The organism is Liquorilactobacillus nagelii DSM 13675, assembly GCF_019444005.1.
GTDB lineage: Bacteria > Bacillota > Bacilli > Lactobacillales > Lactobacillaceae > Liquorilactobacillus > Liquorilactobacillus nagelii.
In genome coordinates this window covers 25,554-43,386 of the sequence record NZ_CP049305.1, presented here as the reverse complement: position 1 = coordinate 43,386, position 17,833 = coordinate 25,554, and the positions used below count along the sequence as shown (strand labels likewise).

Sequence of the window (17,833 nt, the reverse complement as noted above, 5' to 3'; positions counted from 1 at the left end):
TTTGTCACTAAATAATATACCCCCATAGGTATATACGAGCAAGTGTTCTGCTTCTGGCCGTGGAGGGATTTAAAAAGGACTGATGTATTGGGTGATTAGATAATAACGATTCGTTATGGAAGCTAGCGGCTCCTGAGAATCCACTAGTTGTGATCGCGAGCATTAACGTTGAAGATCTCATGTTGACGCGAGCGTGTTATACTAGCGCTTCATAATTATACAACCCAGGGTATTTGGTAGAATTATGTTGAATTATTAGAAACCGCTTATTTAAGCAAAATAAAACGTTTACATAAATAGTTTTATCTGGTATCTTCAAATTATCATAGATGCTCGGTACCATACGAGGAGGATTTACAGATGACAGGTTCATGGGAAGCACGCTACGCCGCTGAATTTTTTGGCACGCTGATCCTAGTACTACTAGGTAATGGTGCTGTCGCTAACGCATTCCTGAAGAACACGACTGGTAACGATGATCCAGGACTCGCCAATGGAGGATGGCTCCTGGTTGCATCGGGATATGGACTGGGGGTCATGCTCCCAGCCATGATGTTTGGCTCGATTTCTGGTAACCATTTAAACCCCGCGATTACGATTGGGCAAGCCGTGATTGGAATCTTTCCCTGGGCGCACGTTGCGCCTTACTTAATCTGGCAATTTCTAGGAGCAATCGCAGGCCAATGCTTGATTTTGGCACTGTACTGGCCCCATTATCGGCAAACGACTGATAATGAGGCGGTCTTAGGGACGTTTGCAAATAGTGATCATGCGAACAGTCAGTTAAACGGTTTTGTTACGGAAATGGTAGGAACCGCAGTCCTGATTTTTGGTGCCATGGGATTATATCGCGGAATGTTTTTTCATCAAAATATCGATATCGCCAATATTGGCGTTGGACTTTTGATTGCTGCCATGGTTATTTCGTTAGGCGGTCCAACCGGTCCGGCCCTAAATCCGGCCCGTGACTTGGGACCACGGCTAGTACACGCGTTATTACCAGTACCGAACAAGGGTAGTTCTCACTGGGAATATAGTTGGGTTCCCGTGGTTGCCCCAATTATTGGTGCCGTTATTGGAATTTGGATTTATAAGATCTTTTTTGGTTTGTAATCGCAATTAATTAACCGAGCGTATTTATGAAATTATTATTGGTCTATCATTTTTGATTGCAATATGCTAAAACGGTCCGCCAACTAGCTGGGGAAGACTAGTCGGCGGACCGTTATTGGTTGCTAGGCCTGTAACCAAGTTGGGGAGACTTGATTAAGCTGTGGCTGCTTGAATGGTTTTAGTTGGTTGTTGTTTGTCGAACTTGGTTTGGAAATTGATTAACCGCATAGCGTTGAAGATAACGACTAAGATACTAGCTTCATGGACAAACATCCCACTGGCCATGTAGATATAACCGAAGATTAGCCCAATCAGTAGGAAGGCCACGGTGGCAATGGCGATGAAGATGTTTTCACGAGTGTTCGAGACAGTTTTCTTGGCGAGACCGTGGGCGTGTACTAATGCGGGGAAGCTTGATTGCATCAAGACGACATCGGATGTATCGATGGCAACGTCAGTCCCACTACCCATTGCGATTCCGATATCGGCGTTAGCGATTGAAGGACTGTCGTTGATTCCATCCCCAATAAAGGCGACCGTGTTACCGGCTGCTTTTAGTTTCTTAACGTATTCGACTTTTTCTTCTGGCAAGAGGTTGGCGTGAACTTCATCTAGGTTCAATTCGTTGGCAACGGCTTGAGCGGTGAGTTCATTGTCTCCAGTTAACATAACGAGTTTCTTGATTCCTTGGGCTTTTAATGCGGCGAGGGAGTCCTTCACGCCTGGACGAATCGTATCGGCAATCCCGAAGATGAGTTGAACTTGTCCGTCGACTGCCATGATAACGGTTGATTGACCACCAGCTTGTAAATCATTGAGATCTTTGAGTTGATTAGGATTTAGTTTGATATTATGAGCCGTCAACATTTTTTGATTACCAATGACAACTTCTTGCTTACCGACTTGTGCACAGATTCCTTGACCCTTAACGGTTCCAGTGTCATCTAGGACGGGAGCGACCCCCACTGACTGCTGGTCGGCATAACTGACGATTGCTTGGCCTAACGGATGGTCGGAAAAGCCCTCAATAGCGGCAGCGAGAGCTAGTTGATTATCCGCATTGTTTGTGTAAGTGTGCATGGTTGTAACGGCAGTGTTACCTTCCGTTAAAGTACCGGTCTTATCGAAGACCAGGGTATCGACTTTGGCAAAAGTATCGACGACTTCACCACCCTTGATCAGGATACCACGCTTGGCACCATTCCCGATTCCGGCAACGTTTGACACTGGGGCGCCGATAACTAAGGCACCTGGGCAACCGAGAACCAGTACCGTGATTGCTAAGCGGAAGTCACGGGAGAAGGCGAAGACTAAGACTGCTAAAACGAGGACGGCAGGCGTATAATATTGAGCAAAGCGGTCGATGAACTTTTCAGCTTTGGACTTGGTATCTTGAGCTTCTTCGACCAATTCAATAATTTTGGCAAAAGTCGTGTCGTCGCCAACCTGAGTCGCTTTGATCTTCAGATAGCCATTTTCAACCATTGTTCCGGAGTAAACCGAGTCCTTGAGTTGCTTGTTGATTTGGCGTGCTTCACCCGTAATTGAGGCTTCGTTAAGGTAGCCGTTACCTTCAACAACAATCCCGTCAACGGGAACCTGACTCCCAGTTTTAACTAGGACAACGTCACCTTCGTCCACATCATCAACGTCGACTTCTTCGGTGCCATCATCAGTAACTAAAGTTGCGGTAGTTGGTGACATGTCAGTCAAGCCTTTGATTGCGGTCCGCGTCTTCTGCAAGGTCTTGCTTTCGAGATAGGAGCCAAACAAGAAGAGGAAAGTAACGATTGCGGATTCGTTGAATTCACCAATAATGAATGCCCCAATCACTGCGATACTAACTAACAGTTCAATACTGAAAACTTTGTTCCGAAGTGCGCTCCAAGCACGAACCGCAATCGGAATGACGGCAATAATTGAAGCAACTGCTAAAATGACTTGGTAACCGAGCGTAAATTGTAAGAGATATTTACTGAGCATCCCAAGGACAATCAGAATCCCCGTAACTAATGTAATTTGATTCGTATGTTTAGTGAGAAATAATTGGAATTTCATAATTTGCAACTCCTTATTTGATTTGATGACCCTAGTATAGTGAGTTCAGCTTGAGGGCAACTTGATAGGCGTCAAGTTTTGCAAAATAACAGTATTAATTTCGGATGGGCTGATTATTGCTGACAGTGATTATGATTAAAACGTGCTATTTTTTAAATCCAAAAGCAGCCAGCTTAGGCCCGCTGGAAAAAGTCCGAGTTAGCGTAAAATTGCTCCTATACTGAAATTTGGTACCAAAATCATTAGATTTTGTGTCATAATGATAAAAATCAGAATAGGAGTTTTTTTATGAAATATTATTCAGATGAATTTAAAAACAACATCGTTAAGCTTTATCACAATGAAAATCGTTCAAAGAAATCCTTAGCCAATGAATATGGGGTTCATCCAACCACCATCAGTCATTGGATCAAGCGGGCCAAATTAGTTGAACTACCTGACGGTGGCGTAACGAGTGTTGAAGCCTTCAAGCAACTACAGAAAGAAAACCAGCAGTTAAAAGAAGAAAATGAAATTTTAAAAGCAGCGGCGGTGTTACTGGGAAGGCATTAGGCAAAGTTAAAGCCATAGACTTTATCAACGAACAATTATGTAAACACCGCCTCTGGATAATCTTGAAAGCCTTAGGGCTTTCTAAAAGTACGTATTATCATTGGAAACACTATCAGACAAGTCGTCATGATAAACAAGATACGATTTTAAAAAGCCAGATCTTTGAAATTTGGAAAAATAATTATAAAGCCTATGGGTACCCTCGGATCACAATTGCCATGAGAAGACTTGGTGTAGTCATTGGCCCCAATCGTGTCTACCGATTAATGCAGGAGTTAGGCATTCGATCACTAATGGGGCGGCGTTTTAAGAAGCCAGGCACTCATGTAGATTATTCTCAACGGCCTAACTTGATTAAGAACCATCCAATCGGAACTATTTGGCGTGCTGACATAACCTACCTAGAACTAAGACCAGGCACTTGGGTTTATCTAAGTACCATCTTTGACCAAGCTAGTAAGCAAATCATCGCTTTCAACATTGGCAAGGAGATGGCATCGAAACTGATTATTAAGACATTGTTGCAAGCCTTGAGCAGGGCTTCTAAGCCAACCTTTTTGCACTCTGATATGGGTTCACAATACACCAGTATTGCTTATGAAGGCCTGTTAAAGCGGCACCTGATTAGGCATTCATATTCCAAACAAGGTTATCCATATGATAACGGTCCGCTCGAAGCTTTCCATTCGCTACTTAAACGAGAATTTATTTTTCAAACACGTTTTACTAGTTTTGAGGACTTAGTCCTCAGAGTTGAAAATTACATTAACTGGTATAACACCGAAAGAATTAGGATAAACGGCTAATTTTTTTAGTACCAAAACTTGACGTAGGAGCAATAAGCAATATGAAGCAATATCTTCAAAATCGGTTTCTGTTGGCGCTATCAACTTAATAATGGCCTTACTCTTACTTTCTCCAAATTGTGTATAAATAATTGAACGATCAACTATGTCATTAGCCAATACCATTTCGTTAGATTGGTTATTGTCGAAATTTGCTATCTTTTTTACTACATTACTAATTGCATTTTCGAGATTATTACTTAATTGAGATACTCCAAGGATTAGCTGTCTTTTCCCTTGCGAGGTGAGGCCCATGGGAACATGGAATAATCTTCAGGAAGGTTTCACAGTCAATGAGCGTCTTCCAGACACTCTCGTTGATGTTGCTGTTTGGCACGTTTTTAATTGCGCTACTCAGCTATATCGACAAGCACCACAAATAAAAAAGCCGCCCCGATCATAACTTTGGCGAGTTACGGGACGACAGTATCGTTTAGTTAACTAATGCCACCGCCTTTGAAGCGGCTTGCATGGGAAGTCTTGTTAGCGCAGGGCTTCCCTTTCTTATTACATTATAGCATGTCCCTTAAAAACTGGCTAACGTTTTAGGCTTTGATCGGGTTCAGAATCTGGTTGTTTAATTTCTGGATTTTCTTCAGCAAATGCTTGTAGCTGTTTTTGTGTTCGATTACTGATTTCATGGTGTATATCATTTAGTTTATTTTTTAGTTCTGATTTTTGTTGTGGGTTCCTTGCTTGCTGAACTTGTTGCTGCAAGCTTTGGTAGGACTTATTAAGATCATGGGCTGATAACTTTTTTAGATCATGCTCAGGCTCTTTTTGGGCTTCTTGTAAGCCTAATTGTTTGGTTAACCCGTCGCTAAGCTCAATCACTTTGTTGCTCACTTGCTGGATCTCACTTAAAGCACTATGGATCACAGCTTTATCTTTGGCCCAGGTAGCTACATAACCGAGGGAGTAATTGCCCGTATCAACCCCAATATTTTGCATGGCAACATATGCAACCGCTTCGGCTTGGGTTTCCTGATAAGCTCGTGGCCGATCTTTAAAGGCTGATTTTAATCCGTGTAGCTGGCTATGCGCATATTCGTGATATAACGTCTTTAGTTTCAAAGCATTGTCGGGCTCATCGCCACCAATGACGATTTCATTAGTGCTGGGTTGAAAATACCCCTTAGCCCCATTTAGCGTCGCTAAAGGCACTTCGCTGACTTTAAGGTCGGTTTGCTGGTTTAAATAATCTTTGAACGCATTATATAAGCTTGTCACATTCTGATGATCGGCTAAATTTTCTTTGACAAAATCCTTGGCACTTAACACTGGCTCACCGCTAGTTTGTGACACGTCAAAGACGGGTAGATAACGGTAACCGACAATGGCGCGTTCATCGGTGGTATCAAGACGCTTTTTCTCGGCTGGTGTTAACTTCTTAATAATCGGGGCCGCAATCCGAATCGCTTTTGCGCCTCGTTTGACGGTGCGGTTAAAAGCCGTCTGCCATTGCTTAAAGCCCGCGACTTGAGTAGCTTGCGGATTTTGCGCATAAATCAAATCAATGTTTCTGGCGCTATAATGATGAAATTTAGCCAGGGTATTGAGATACTGTTTAAATCGGTCACTATCGGTTAATTTTAGGATTTGTTGTTCGGCTTGGGCGACTAATTGTGCTTTCCAAGCCTTAACATCTGCTTTATTTGGCATAAGTTACCCCTCCTCATCTTCAAAAATATCATTCAATGTTGGCAATGATCTTATTTGAATCGGGGTCGTGCCATAAAGGGCAACGTAGCCATCGGCTAATTTTTGCCAAGCCACTTGATAATAAGCCCCATTTTCAGTAATTTCTTTTAAATACTTATAGGCGCTTTTAATTTTACATTTAGATTACAAGTGCATGCCCCCATCTTCATGCCGGTTTCGAGTTTGATGTTGCCGCTGCTTTTTCGTCATTGCCCACTCGGTCTCTTTTAAGCCACGTAGTTGCTGCTTTCTTAGATAGTCCGTGTTCTTCGCATATAAAATGGTTATTAAGGCTTCGTCCAAAATATTAGTCAGGTAGTTTTTCGGGCTAGTTGGGTGGTAATTAATGGCCCGATAGTCTTTAACTTGAGCCTGCCTATATTGATCAAACCGCGTTGTCTGTTGTTTCAAACGGGTTTGCACCATTTCAATTTGTTTGTGATCCAACTTAGGATCTTGGCCACATTCGCCGATAAACAGTTGCCGAGTGCCATCATGTTTTAAGACCCGTTGTAATCGGTGGTTCTGAATATCTTTTAATTCCATTTTACCTAACAGGTAATTCAAACCAGCTTGGTGTTGCTGACTAGTAAAGACGACCGGTGGCTGCTGTTGCAATTGACTAAGATCATTGGCGCTTAATGGCTTTAATTCTGGATCATAGTAAACCACAGCGGTATAGATTTGCTCCTTGTCAATCGTCTCTAGCTTATCGAGGTCACTGTCCGGAAAAGCAGTCGTTAGAATGCTGTCGTATTGGGTTTGCACCACGGCTTTAACTTCCCGCATGACCCGTAAATCTTTGACCGCTTTAGAAATGAATTCGAGTTCGTTAGGTTGATAAGCGGCTAGCATGCCCCGATCAGTATGCTTCAAATCGTCTAACTGGTGACCATGTTTGGCTAGTACCGTGGTTAATTGCTTCTCAATTGTTTGGGCTTGCTGATTAACTAACTGCCAGCTGGTATATGGCCGCTTGGTAAACGTCAATAATTGCTGGGTTAATAAGTCGTTTCGAATATCCGCTAACCGTTCTGCCAATTCGCTACCTTTGAAAATCGTTTGTTCACTATTAGTTTCTTTAATCAGTTCCCGTCGTTCAGCTGCGGTTGTCTGTTCAAAATTAAGTTCCGGATAAAGCTTTTTCGTTGCTCGTTCCACCACTTTATTTAACAACTGATTAGCTTGTTCTAGTGATGTCGTTTGCTGGTCAATAGTCAGCAGTTGCTTGGTTATATCTTCACCAATGGCATGTTTGATTAATAAGCTGTTTTTCCAATTAAACAGCATGCGCTGTTTATCATCTAAATGTTCTAAATCGACATAGGTTTTCAATTGCTGACTTAGATGACTAATTGTGTGTTTTTCAGAGAACAATAGCTCGTCAGTTAACGCGTCAAAATGTTCATGATTTCTTATCTTTTCGTCAAGATTATGATATTTAGCTTGAGCGTTTCTTTGCGCTCTAACTTGTTGATTAAATGCTTTTCGATTTTTTCTTTGGCTGTTAATGCCTTCGTGTTGGGTAGGTGTCTCTTGAATCCCTTGATCGACAAACGATTTTTCACTAATCCGATCCGGAATATTTTTTTGTGCTAAGAACTGATTAACACTCAACGCCCAATTTTTTCGCCACTCATTAATTTTTTCCTTTTTATCCCAATCAACCAACCAAATTTTTCTTTGTTTTGGAAACCCGCTTTTGGTTAAAAGTTGCTTGCCATTTTCATCTTTAATGTACTGCGTCTTTGCTTTTAATCCCCAACTACCATCGGGGTTAAATGGGCGATTGGTTAACATCACATGTGCATGCGGATTGTCTGGGTGATCGCGATGAATTGCTACGTCAGCTACCATACCTTGATCGACAAAATTTTCTTGCACATATTTTGTCAGTAATTCTTTCTGTTCGGATTCACTTAATTCAACTGGCAAAGCCACGTTAAATTCTTTTGCATACCGAGAATTTGCTCGCCGATCTTTTCTTTCTACTTCATTCCATAATTTTTCTCGATCACTGGCCCATGCTGGTGCATTTTTTGGGGTCAAAATAAAGCTTTCTGGAATTACCGATCGGGCATAGAAATATCGGCGACCTTCTTGATTATCAAATAATTTTTCACCACTTCGATAAGCGGCACTGGCAATGGCACTGCGTCCTTTACCAGCACTAATATTACTAAAACTCATATGAAATATTGCCATGTTAGTCACCTCTTTACTTTGATTCTATGGGCTTGACTTTGTTGTCGCCATCGGCGACTTCTAATACAGGATTTTGGGGTTAGTACAACATAGAATTCATTCTATGTGTAAGTGCACATTGACCTCATTTCATTCGGTCTGCTGATCCCTTTTTATTACATTTAGTGTACTATTGTAGCTTTACTTTTTCAACTTTTTTTATTGACCATATAATGGAATTATGATATTATAAACAATAATTATATTTAATTGAACTTGGAGGTTATCTTATGGCTCAAACATCAATTCAAAAACAAGAAGCTAAATTAAAAGCCCTTAATCAGAAAATCAAGGACGAAAAAAATAAGATTGAACAAAGGCTGGGTAAACAGATTATCAGTCAAGCAAATTTAGATTATGCTGATTTGTCTAATGATAATATCAAGTCTTTATCCAAAAAAGTGGCCGAGTTTTTAAAAGAAAATCAAGCACATAATCAGTTATAAATAATGGGGTTGTGTTATGGCTAATCAATATGAAAAGCTAGTTGAACAACAAGCAAGATTAAAACAGAAAATAGAGCGAGAAGATTTTCAACTTCGTCAATCAAAATACTATAACAAACGTCAAGCTCGTAAAGCCCGTTCTCGACGTTTAATTCAAAAGGGCGCTTTATTAGAAAAATACTTTCAGGCCGATAATTTATCAGTTGAACAAACCGAGGAACTTTTAAAAATATTTGCTGATTATGTTAATGAACATAAACCGGATAAACTAAAAAACGATCAACCTAATAACTAGGCCGATCGTTTTTATTTTCTGGATCATTTTTAGGTTTAACTTCTGGGTTCTGATCTGCAAAATTCTTTAACTGCTTTTGCACATTTTCTGAACAAGTAATATTTTGATTTATCCAAGGAAAATGGCTCAAATTATTCTTAATTATTTGTTCTTTTTCTCTTACATAAACAGGAGTAAATTTTTCACTGTTATCATAGATCATTACCTTATCAACTTTAAAAGCCACTTCTGGCAAGTTATGATTCGATTGCCGATAACGTTTTTTGATAGTCTCTGCTGGTACACCATGTCCACCCTTTTGTACCCGTTCTTTTACTCTCTTGATGGCTAAATTTTCATCTCGCAAGGCAACATACAATAAAGTCACTTCAAAGCCATTTTCGTGAGCTTTATCAATCAAATTTAGTTGAGCTTTACCTCTGCCTGCAAGTGTCGTTTCTACGTGAATACTTTGGCGGTTATCTAAGGAATAGTGTAGTTGCTTTATTTCCTCTCGCATGGCTTTTAAGTTGTCACTGTCTTTATGCCAATCGCCACCCATTTGTCTTAAAATTTCATCAGCGTTAATCCGTTTTGTTTTATCAAACAATATGGGTAACGTATCGTAAAGAGTACTCTTTCCTGCTCCGTTAATACCGGCAACAATAATATATTGGGGTTTGTTTATCAACGGACAAAATCCTTTCGCTTAATAACCTCATCTTGCCTTTTATCTAAAAGGTAGGTATATAAAGCGTCATATACCTTGCGCTTTTCCGGGTCTGGATCATGTAATGACTTATCGAGTAAATCTTTTAAATCCGTTTCTTTTGCGGTTTCTAAAAAGTCGTTAATTGTGATTGTATCTTTCATGTTAATCATACTCCCTAGTTATTAATTTATTTAATCTGATAAACAACTAGTCCTGTTCCGGATCATTGACCCAATCAGTGACTTCTTTAGTGTCTTTGAACTCTATTACTGGCGTATCTTTGGTAGCCTTTAAAAAGCCTAAATTAGCTTTTTCTGCTTCACTTAAGGCTGGTGTAAACGGTAATGCTCCGTCTGCCACAATCCGCTTGTAAAACATGTTAATCGCTGTGGTTTGGTTTAGACCCAACTCACTTAAAACGGCTTCGGTATTATCGGCCAAGTCTTTGTCAATCTGGACTTGTACCCGTTTCTTTTCCTTAACTGCCATGATTGTCTCGCCTCTTTCATTTACTACTCACATTATACTAACTTTTGAGTACCAATTCAATTAAATAAGGCTTTAAAAACTGTGAATTTGAGTTTGCTGCCCTTTTAGTAATGGCAATGAATGTAACTCCTCTAAAACACTCATAGACGAATTTTAAAGTCGACTTAGAACAACTAACTATAACTGCCAAATGAATTATTTTATATTCTCTCTTAAAGTGAATAAATCAAAAGATAATGATTAAATCTTAATTTTCCATCTACAAATACTGACTGATAATTACAATACTTGTAAAATAGCCTACAACATCTAACTTATAGATATTAGAGGTCATTTTTGTGATGTTTTTGAAGGGTTATTGGTAATTATGATTACTTATAAAAATCTATAGTTACGACAACCAGCTTTGAAGCTATCTAGTAAGGCATCTTGAACCTCTTTGAGAACATTCGAATCTTTGATTGGTAGAACAATTTGTTGCATAAGAACACTCCTTTTTTACTTTGTGTGACAAATGGCGTACAGTTTTAAAAAAAGGACTGATGATAATGACTAACACAGCAACTAGTTCCAGAATTAACACTAGAATCGACCCAGCAATTAAGAAAAAGGCCCAGGAACAACTGGCTCAACATGGGTTAACTATGTCCGAATTCATGCGGGTAGTTGTGACAACCGTGGCTAACAATGGGAAACCATAATATTATGGTTTCCCAAACAATCAGGTTGCCAGGTCATTAACTGAGGTGGCAGACGACCTTGCAGGGACTACAGAGTTAAAGAGCGCGACCAATAAGCAAGACTTGGAGCAGTTGTTAAATGAGTAAAATAGCTCCAACCACTCAGTCTAAACGGTAATATAAAGTTGTGAAGAATCCCAGATGGCAGCCAATTTTTAATCGAAAGGTACCTTTCGATACCGAGGCACGGTCTCCTTGGAATTACATAATTGACTGTTTTTTAACAGATAAGAGCATTCTAGAATATTTCTATGCCACCCACTGAATTTGCCTAAGAAAGTGATACAACAGCTTAAAAAGCGTGTTCCACGACAAGATGTAAAATTTAAAGTTCTGGAATTATATTTCGATGCCATAATGGCGATCATTTGTTGGTGTATGCACAAATACTAGATCAGTTTTATCTAGTAGCGATTGGCACACACAGTGAGGACTATAAAGAATATAAGCATACAAATAACCCCCAACATTTAAATTATAGATGTTGGGGGTTATTTTAATTTGGCAAGCAACCCGCATGCCAGACGGGGGCTGTCGGCCGAATGATTTTGCATCATAAGTATGCCTTCAGCAGGAGCCCTTCAGACCGAGTTTTGCGCAAACAGCGCAAGCTAACTAGCTTGATTATAATCAATGCCATTAAAGATATTATTTACTTTATCAGTATCATTTATATGATTTCGGTATCAAATGGCGTAGAATGATACCGAAAGGAGTGAGATGATCCTGAAAAAATTCGGATTAAATTTGCAATCTACCAAGTTAATATATTTGACTATATTTTTTATTATGGTCTATGATACTCCTTAAAAGTTAGTTAAGAAAACAATATATAAAAAAAAATATGCTAAGTTAATATTTTCTATAAATTCAACATATGAAAATTATGTTTATATATATTGATATAACAAATCATACTTTTTATTATAATGTGATTATGGTTAGAAAATTAAATTAGGAGGAATCATTTTATGAAATATGAGGGTTTAGATCTATTAAACAATCACTTCTTAAATAAAGGTACTGCCTTTACTAAGGAAGAAAGAAAAGAAAATCACATCGAAGGTTTGTTGCCACCATTCGTGCAAACTTTGGATCAACAAGTCGAACAAGCTTATGAAAACTATTCTAATAAGGATACATTCTTGGCTAAGAGAATGTATTTGATGGATCTTTTCAATGAAAATGTTACTTTATTCTACAAGTTATTCAGTCAACATGTTAATGAATTTATGCCAGTTGTTTATGATCCAACAATCGCTGACACAATTGAAAACTACAGTCACCTCTTCTTAGATCCACAAAATGCCGCTTTCTTATCAATCGATGATCAAGATGATATTGAAGCATCATTGAAGAATGCATCTGCTGGTCGCGATATCAAGTTAATCGTTGTTACTGATGGTGAGGGTATCCTTGGTATTGGTGACTGGGGTGTTCAAGGTGTTGACATCTCTGTTGGTAAATTAATGGTTTACACAGCTGCTGCTGGTGTTGATCCTAAATCAGTTCTTCCTGTTGTCCTTGATGTAGGTACAAACAGAAAAGAATTATTAGCTGATGATCTATACATGGGTAATCATCACGAACGTGTTACTGGCGACAAGTACTACAACTTCGTTGACAAATTTGTTGAAACTGCTGAAAACTTATTCCCTGATATGTATCTTCACTTTGAAGACTTTGGCCGTAGCAATGCTGCTAACATCTTAAATAAGTACAAAGATAATATTCTTACCTTCAATGATGACATTCAAGGTACAGGTATTATTACTCTTGCTGGTATTCTTGGTGCTTTGAATATTTCCAAGGAAAAACTTACAGATCAAGTTTATCTATCATTTGGTGCTGGTACTGCCGGTGCTGGTATTACTAAGAGAATCTTCGATGCAATGGTTGAAGAAGGACTTTCTGAAGATGAAGCTAGAAAACATTTCTACCTAGTCGACAAACAAGGTCTTTTGTTCGATGATACTGAAGATTTAACACCAGAACAAAAGCCATTTACAAGAAAACGTAGTGAATTTGCTAATGCTGATAAATTAACAAACTTAGAAGCTGTTGTTAAAGCTGTTCACCCTACTATTCTTGTTGGTACTTCAACACAACCTGGTACCTTTACAGAAGCTGTTATCAAGGAAATGGCCGCTCATACAGAACGTCCAATTATCTTCCCATTGTCAAATCCTACAAAGCTTGCTGAAGCTAAGGCTGAAGACCTTTTGAAATGGACTGATGGCAAGGCTCTTATTGCTACTGGTATTCCTGTTGAACCCGTTGAATACAATGGTGTTACATATCATATCGGTCAAGCAAATAACGCTTTAGTTTACCCAGGTCTTGGTCTTGGTTCTATGGCTGTTAATGCTAAGATTCTTTCAGATGGCATGATCAACAAAGCTGCTCACTCATTGGGTGGTATCGTTGATCCTACACAACCTGGTGCTGCTGTTCTTCCTCCAGTTTCACAACTAGACAAGTTCAGTATGACTGTTGCCAATGGTGTTGCTCAACAAGCTATTGACGAAAAATTAACAACTGCTACAGACGCTAAAAAAGCAGTTGCTGATCTTAAGTGGGAACCTAAATATTAATTAAAATTTTTGTTAAATAAAGGGGAATTTATTCATGGCTGCATTTATCACTTCACTTGAAAGTGTTGCTGAAATCGTTCTTGTCATTGCTTTGGGGTATTGGCTAAGAGGATCAGGACGTTTAGGCGACGAATTTAAAGGCAATATTTCATTTATCATTATGAAAATTGCTTTACCTGCTTCAATCTTCGTCTCTGTTCTTAAATATTTGAACAGAGATAAATTAGCAAGTTTGTCCGGCGGACTGATCTTTACCTTCGCCAGTTTCACGATTGGTTACATCATTGCATGGATCTTAACAAAGGTCTTCCGTATTAGAAAGGGCCGTCGTGGTACTTTCATTAACATATTCGTTAATGCTAATACCATCTTTATCGGTTTACCTCTAAACATGGCTTTATTTGGAACTAAGAGTTTACCTTACTTCCTTATCTACTATGTTATGAATACAATTTCAACTTGGGCTGTTGGTATCTTCTTCATCTCAAGTGATGATCCAACCGTTGAAAAGGGTGCTAAGAAAGACTTTAACTGGAAAAAATTACTTCCTGCTCCACTTGTTGGTTTCTTAGTATCACTTGTTTTCTTACTACTTGCTATCCCAGTTCCTGACTGGATCAACAAGACTTTGGACATGGTCGGTGGTATCGTTACACCAATGTCATTGATCTACATCGGTATTATCTTAGCCGATGCAGGTTTGAAATCAATCAGATTCGACCGTGATACAATCCTAGCTCTATTAGGTAGATTTGTGGTTGCTCCTGCAATCATGATTAGCATTATTCTTATTGGTGGTTCAATGATGGGTACTTCATTACCAACTATCGAATCAAACTCATTCATCATTCAATCAGCTGCTCCTGGTTTAGCTGTCCTACCTATTCTAGTTGATCAATCACATGGTGATGTTGACTACGCTACTAACCTTGTTACAACATCAACTGTCTTGTTCGTAATTGTTGTGCCAATCTTAATGCAAGTAGCTAACTTGATTTAATTGATTTAAATACATTCACACATTCAAACAAATTCAGATCCTCCTCTAAAATATAAAAAAAGTCGTCAAACATTCTGCGGTTTAAAGTGCAACACAAAAGTTAGACAAAATTGAATATTTTTAAACTGCTAAGGCATGTTCCCTGTATTCGCAGGGAGTCATGACTTTTGTTTTCTGTGATATTCGTCGATTGTTAAACCAATCGACGTAATTCTTTGTGATTTCCTTGAATTCTCCAATATCTTTACACTGTGGAAATCCATTAAGACATTCTGTTTTAAGAAGATGAAAGAAGCTTTCAATTGGCGCATTATCAAGACAGTTTCCCTTACGAGACATGCTTTGTATAAATTTTTTTTCAGAGAGTTTATCGGTATAGTAATTCAATTGATAATGCCAACCTTGATCTGAATGAATTATTGGTTTTATTCCTTCCGGAATATTTTCTGTGAGTTCATCGAGTGTATCCATAATTAGTTTACTGTTAGGACTATTACTTACTTGAAATGCTAAAACTTCCTTGCTTGCTTCGTCAGTAATAGCTGAAACGTAAGCCCACTTAGTATCGGCCAAGCGTACTTGTGTAACATCGGTATGTAATACTTTGAAAGGTACGGTTTCATTAAAATGCTGATGTAGAACGTTACGGGCCACTTTTCCAACTGTACCTTTATAAGATGAATATCTACCATTTCTGTGGCGGTTATAAAGGCTTACTTGAACATTTAATTCATCCATCAAACGACGCACTACGGCGTCTGATAGATGGATATCTAATTTAATGAGCTCTTCTTGAACGCGACGATAACCGTAGGTTAGACGTCCGCGATATCTTCCGCTTTCGGCAATTTTTAGTATCTCTACTTTTACATCTTCATACTTATCTACATAATTTTTGATACGTTTACGTTCATCATGATAAGTCGCTTTCTTAAGTCCAATGGTCTTAAGAATATCGCCGACTTTATACCGGTTAGATTTCGGAAGAGACTCTTGTTCGACCCTGATCTGATCAACTATTTGTGTTTTCTTTCGTCCTTTGAGGTTCCGAACAGGGTCATTGATTTTTTTAAGATTTCGTTCTCCAATTTTGCATCATATAATTCTTGATTCTTTTTCGTCAATTCTTCACGAAGTTGATCGATTTCGTTCTTGTTTACTAACTTACGTAATTTCTTCTTATTATGTTTCACTTTGGTTTTTCTGCCTTTCGGATGAGGCTTCAAGGCTTCTATACCATACTGATTGAAGGCTGTCCTCCAAAGACTGATTTGACAAGAATTAACATCAAATTTTGCGGATACTTCGGCTAAAGTTTCATCATGAGTTTGATAGTAGTTTATCACATCAACTTTAAACTCAACTGAGAAACTTCGTTTAACTCTTCTTCGTTTGCTCCTACGTCAAGTTTTGGTACTAAAAAAATTAGCCGTTTATCCTAATTCTTTCGGTGTTATACCAGTTAATGTAATTTTCAACTCTGAGGACTAAGTCCTCAAAACTAGTAAAACGTGTTTGAAAAATAAATTCTCGTTTAAGTAGCGAATGGAAAGCTTCGAGCGGACCGTTATCATATGGATAACCTTGTTTGGAATATGAATGCCTAATCAGGTGCCGCTTTAACAGGCCTTCATAAGCAATACTGGTGTATTGTGAACCCATATCAGAGTGCAAAAAGGTTGGCTTAGAAGCCCTGCTCAAGGCTTGCAACAATGTCTTAATAATCAGTTTCGATGCCATCTCCTTGCCAATGTTGAAAGCGATGATTTGCTTACTAGCTTGGTCAAAGATGGTACTTAGATAAACCCAAGTGCCTGGTCTTAGTTCTAGGTAGGTTATGTCAGCACGCCAAATAGTTCCGATTGGATGGTTCTTAATCAAGTTAGGCCGTTGAGAATAATCTACATGAGTGCCTGGCTTCTTAAAACGCCGCCCCATTAGTGATCGAATGCCTAACTCCTGCATTAATCGGTAGACACGATTGGGGCCAATGACTACACCAAGTCTTCTCATGGCAATTGTGATCCGAGGGTACCCATAGGCTTTATAATTATTTTTCCAAATTTCAAAGATCTGGCTTTTTAAAATCGTATCTTGTTTATCATGACGACTTGTCTGATAGTGTTTCCAATGATAATACGTACTTTTAGAAAGCCCTAAGGCTTTCAAGATTATCCAGAGGCGGTGTTTACATAATTGTTCGTTGATAAAGTCTATGGCTTTAACTTTGCCTAATGCCTTCCCAGTAACACCGCCGCTGCTTTTAAAATTTCATTTTCTTCTTTTAACTGCTGGTTTTCTTTCTGTAGTTGCTTGAAGGCTTCAACACTCGTTACGCCACCGTCAGGTAGTTCAACTAATTTGGCCCGCTTGATCCAATGACTGATGGTGGTTGGATGAACCCCATATTCATTGGCTAAGGATTTCTTTGAACGATTTTCATTGTGATAAAGCTTAACGATGTTGTTTTTAAATTCATCTGAATAATATTTCATAAAAAAACTCCTATTCTGATTTTTATCATTATGACACAAAATCTAATGATTTTGGTACCAAATTTCAGTATAGGAGCATCTCCATTATTTCCAAAAATGCCACCAGCGAGACTTCAAACTTTTGTTCTCTATATCATTAGCATTAATATTTTTATCAACCGAATATTTTTCAGAAGGAATAGCCTCAAATTTTTCAATTTTCTTTTCAGCCATCAATTGCAATTGTTGTGACTGATCCAATAATTTTTGCATTAATTTTATTTGTTCATCTTTTTCTTTAATTTGGTTATCCTTGGTTAATAATTGCTGGTTGAGCAATTCTATTGTATTTATACTTATGTTACCAGTGTTACTAGTAAATGTTTCCTTTCCAAGTTCCTGGTTGTTACCACCAAAATGTTGTTTTAACAGCAAATATCCTGAGTTACTGACAACTAAGGTTTGTACTCCGTTCCTAGGAACTGTTTGCACATAGTTTGCTCTAAAGTTTGCATCTAGTTTTTTCCTAATGGCTTGTTTTGATACACCAAATTCGTTAGCAAGTTCTCTAATAGTTTTAGGCATTATTTC

The 17,833-nt window shown here is 38.7% G+C and carries 18 protein-coding genes and 1 pseudogene; 8 read left to right on the top strand and 11 right to left on the bottom strand.

The window, feature by feature from the left end:
* Positions 1–360 precede the first annotated feature (360 nt).
* Complete coding sequence (locus tag G6O73_RS12535) at positions 361–1,113, top strand: MIP/aquaporin family protein (RefSeq protein ID WP_056992520.1); 753 nt, start codon at positions 361–363, stop codon at positions 1,111–1,113.
* Between the two features lie 153 nt (positions 1,114–1,266).
* On the opposite strand, the gene G6O73_RS12530 is transcribed toward G6O73_RS12535, so the two are convergent.
* On the bottom strand, positions 1,267–3,171 hold the full coding sequence (locus tag G6O73_RS12530; protein WP_057885395.1) for a heavy metal translocating P-type ATPase: 1,905 nt from the start codon (positions 3,169–3,171) through the stop codon (positions 1,267–1,269).
* Positions 3,172–3,459: 288 nt separating this feature from the next.
* On the opposite strand from G6O73_RS12530, the gene G6O73_RS12525 reads away from it, so the two are divergent.
* Positions 3,460–4,529 (top strand): IS3 family transposase gene (locus G6O73_RS12525; protein WP_143788684.1). Its coding sequence is split into 2 segments (ribosomal slippage): positions 3,460–3,697 and positions 3,697–4,529, totalling 1,071 coding nucleotides; the frame shifts between segments, so codons are not numbered across the junction.
* Here G6O73_RS12525 and G6O73_RS12520 read toward each other — a convergent pair.
* Positions 4,464–4,823 (bottom strand): Hachiman antiphage defense system protein HamA, encoded by a 360-nt coding sequence (locus G6O73_RS12520; protein WP_245002975.1) that lies wholly within the window; start codon positions 4,821–4,823, stop codon positions 4,464–4,466. The two genes, G6O73_RS12525 and G6O73_RS12520, sit on opposite strands and share 66 nt — an antisense overlap.
* A gap of 38 nt (positions 4,824–4,861) precedes the next feature.
* Between G6O73_RS12520 and G6O73_RS12515 the strand changes: the two genes are divergently transcribed.
* Entirely contained in the window at positions 4,862–4,951 is a 90-nt protein-coding gene (locus G6O73_RS12515; protein ID WP_021353390.1) for a putative holin-like toxin, read from the top strand.
* Positions 4,952–5,105: 154 nt separating this feature from the next.
* Here G6O73_RS12515 and G6O73_RS12510 read toward each other — a convergent pair whose 3' ends face one another.
* The gene (locus G6O73_RS12510; protein ID WP_057885061.1) at positions 5,106–6,230 is read right to left on the bottom strand and encodes an ArdC-like ssDNA-binding domain-containing protein; all 1,125 of its coding nucleotides are present in this window, start codon (positions 6,228–6,230) and stop codon (positions 5,106–5,108) included.
* Positions 6,231–6,413: 183 nt separating this feature from the next.
* A complete protein-coding gene (mobQ, locus tag G6O73_RS12505) occupies positions 6,414–8,474 on the bottom strand; it encodes a MobQ family relaxase (RefSeq protein ID WP_057885062.1) in 2,061 nt (686 codons plus the stop codon).
* Positions 8,475–8,743: 269 nt separating this feature from the next.
* Between mobQ and G6O73_RS12500 the strand changes: the two genes are divergently transcribed.
* Positions 8,744–8,959, top strand: a complete 216-nt coding sequence (locus G6O73_RS12500; RefSeq protein WP_002824596.1) for a hypothetical protein — start codon at positions 8,744–8,746, stop codon at positions 8,957–8,959.
* Between the two features lie 16 nt (positions 8,960–8,975).
* The gene (locus G6O73_RS12495) at positions 8,976–9,254 is read left to right on the top strand and encodes a hypothetical protein (RefSeq protein WP_002824595.1); all 279 of its coding nucleotides are present in this window, start codon (positions 8,976–8,978) and stop codon (positions 9,252–9,254) included.
* Here G6O73_RS12495 and G6O73_RS12490 read toward each other — a convergent pair.
* Genes G6O73_RS12490 through G6O73_RS12480 form a run of 3 tightly spaced genes read right to left on the bottom strand, consistent with a single transcriptional unit; the run spans position 9,244 to position 10,434 of the window.
* On the bottom strand, positions 9,244–9,924 hold the full coding sequence (locus G6O73_RS12490; RefSeq protein WP_057885063.1) for an ATPase: 681 nt from the start codon (positions 9,922–9,924) through the stop codon (positions 9,244–9,246). The two genes, G6O73_RS12495 and G6O73_RS12490, sit on opposite strands and share 11 nt — an antisense overlap.
* Positions 9,921–10,106 carry a hypothetical protein gene (locus G6O73_RS12485; RefSeq protein ID WP_002824594.1) on the bottom strand — a complete coding sequence of 62 codons (186 nt, stop codon included), beginning with the start codon at positions 10,104–10,106 and terminating at the stop codon, positions 9,921–9,923. Before G6O73_RS12485 ends, G6O73_RS12490 begins: the two co-directional genes overlap by 4 nt.
* A gap of 46 nt (positions 10,107–10,152) precedes the next feature.
* A complete protein-coding gene (locus tag G6O73_RS12480; protein WP_002824592.1) occupies positions 10,153–10,434 on the bottom strand; it encodes a type II toxin-antitoxin system RelB/DinJ family antitoxin in 282 nt (93 codons plus the stop codon).
* A gap of 548 nt (positions 10,435–10,982) precedes the next feature.
* On the opposite strand from G6O73_RS12480, the gene G6O73_RS12895 reads away from it, so the two are divergent.
* The 3 genes from G6O73_RS12895 to G6O73_RS12465 all read left to right on the top strand — a co-directional run bounded on the left by G6O73_RS12895 (position 10,983) and on the right by G6O73_RS12465 (position 14,768).
* The gene (locus G6O73_RS12895) at positions 10,983–11,135 is read left to right on the top strand and encodes a type II toxin-antitoxin system RelB/DinJ family antitoxin (RefSeq protein WP_235805044.1); all 153 of its coding nucleotides are present in this window, start codon (positions 10,983–10,985) and stop codon (positions 11,133–11,135) included.
* A 1,010-nt stretch (positions 11,136–12,145) separates the two neighbouring features.
* Positions 12,146–13,768, top strand: coding sequence for a malolactic enzyme (locus G6O73_RS12470; RefSeq protein WP_057885064.1), 1,623 nt, complete (start codon positions 12,146–12,148; stop codon positions 13,766–13,768).
* Positions 13,769–13,802: 34 nt separating this feature from the next.
* The gene (locus G6O73_RS12465) at positions 13,803–14,768 is read left to right on the top strand and encodes an AEC family transporter (RefSeq protein WP_003691075.1); all 966 of its coding nucleotides are present in this window, start codon (positions 13,803–13,805) and stop codon (positions 14,766–14,768) included.
* A gap of 120 nt (positions 14,769–14,888) precedes the next feature.
* On the opposite strand, the gene G6O73_RS12460 is transcribed toward G6O73_RS12465, so the two are convergent.
* The 4 genes and pseudogenes from G6O73_RS12460 to G6O73_RS12445 form a co-directional block, all read right to left on the bottom strand.
* Positions 14,889–15,788, bottom strand: a complete 900-nt coding sequence (locus tag G6O73_RS12460) for an IS3 family transposase (RefSeq protein WP_076621452.1) — start codon at positions 15,786–15,788, stop codon at positions 14,889–14,891.
* A pseudogene (locus tag G6O73_RS12455) lies at positions 15,785–16,162 on the bottom strand (transposase); the annotation flags it as partial. The pseudogene G6O73_RS12455 and the gene G6O73_RS12460, both read right to left, overlap by 4 nt.
* Positions 16,163–16,193: 31 nt before the next feature.
* Positions 16,194–17,263, bottom strand: a protein-coding gene (locus tag G6O73_RS12450) for an IS3 family transposase (protein ID WP_143788684.1) whose coding sequence is annotated in 2 segments (ribosomal slippage) — positions 16,194–17,026 and positions 17,026–17,263 — 1,071 coding nt in all. Because the reading frame shifts where the segments join, the coding sequence is not laid out codon by codon here.
* Positions 17,264–17,347: 84 nt separating this feature from the next.
* A complete protein-coding gene (locus G6O73_RS12445) occupies positions 17,348–17,827 on the bottom strand; it encodes a helix-turn-helix domain-containing protein (protein ID WP_057884664.1) in 480 nt (159 codons plus the stop codon).
* Positions 17,828–17,833 lie beyond the last annotated feature (6 nt).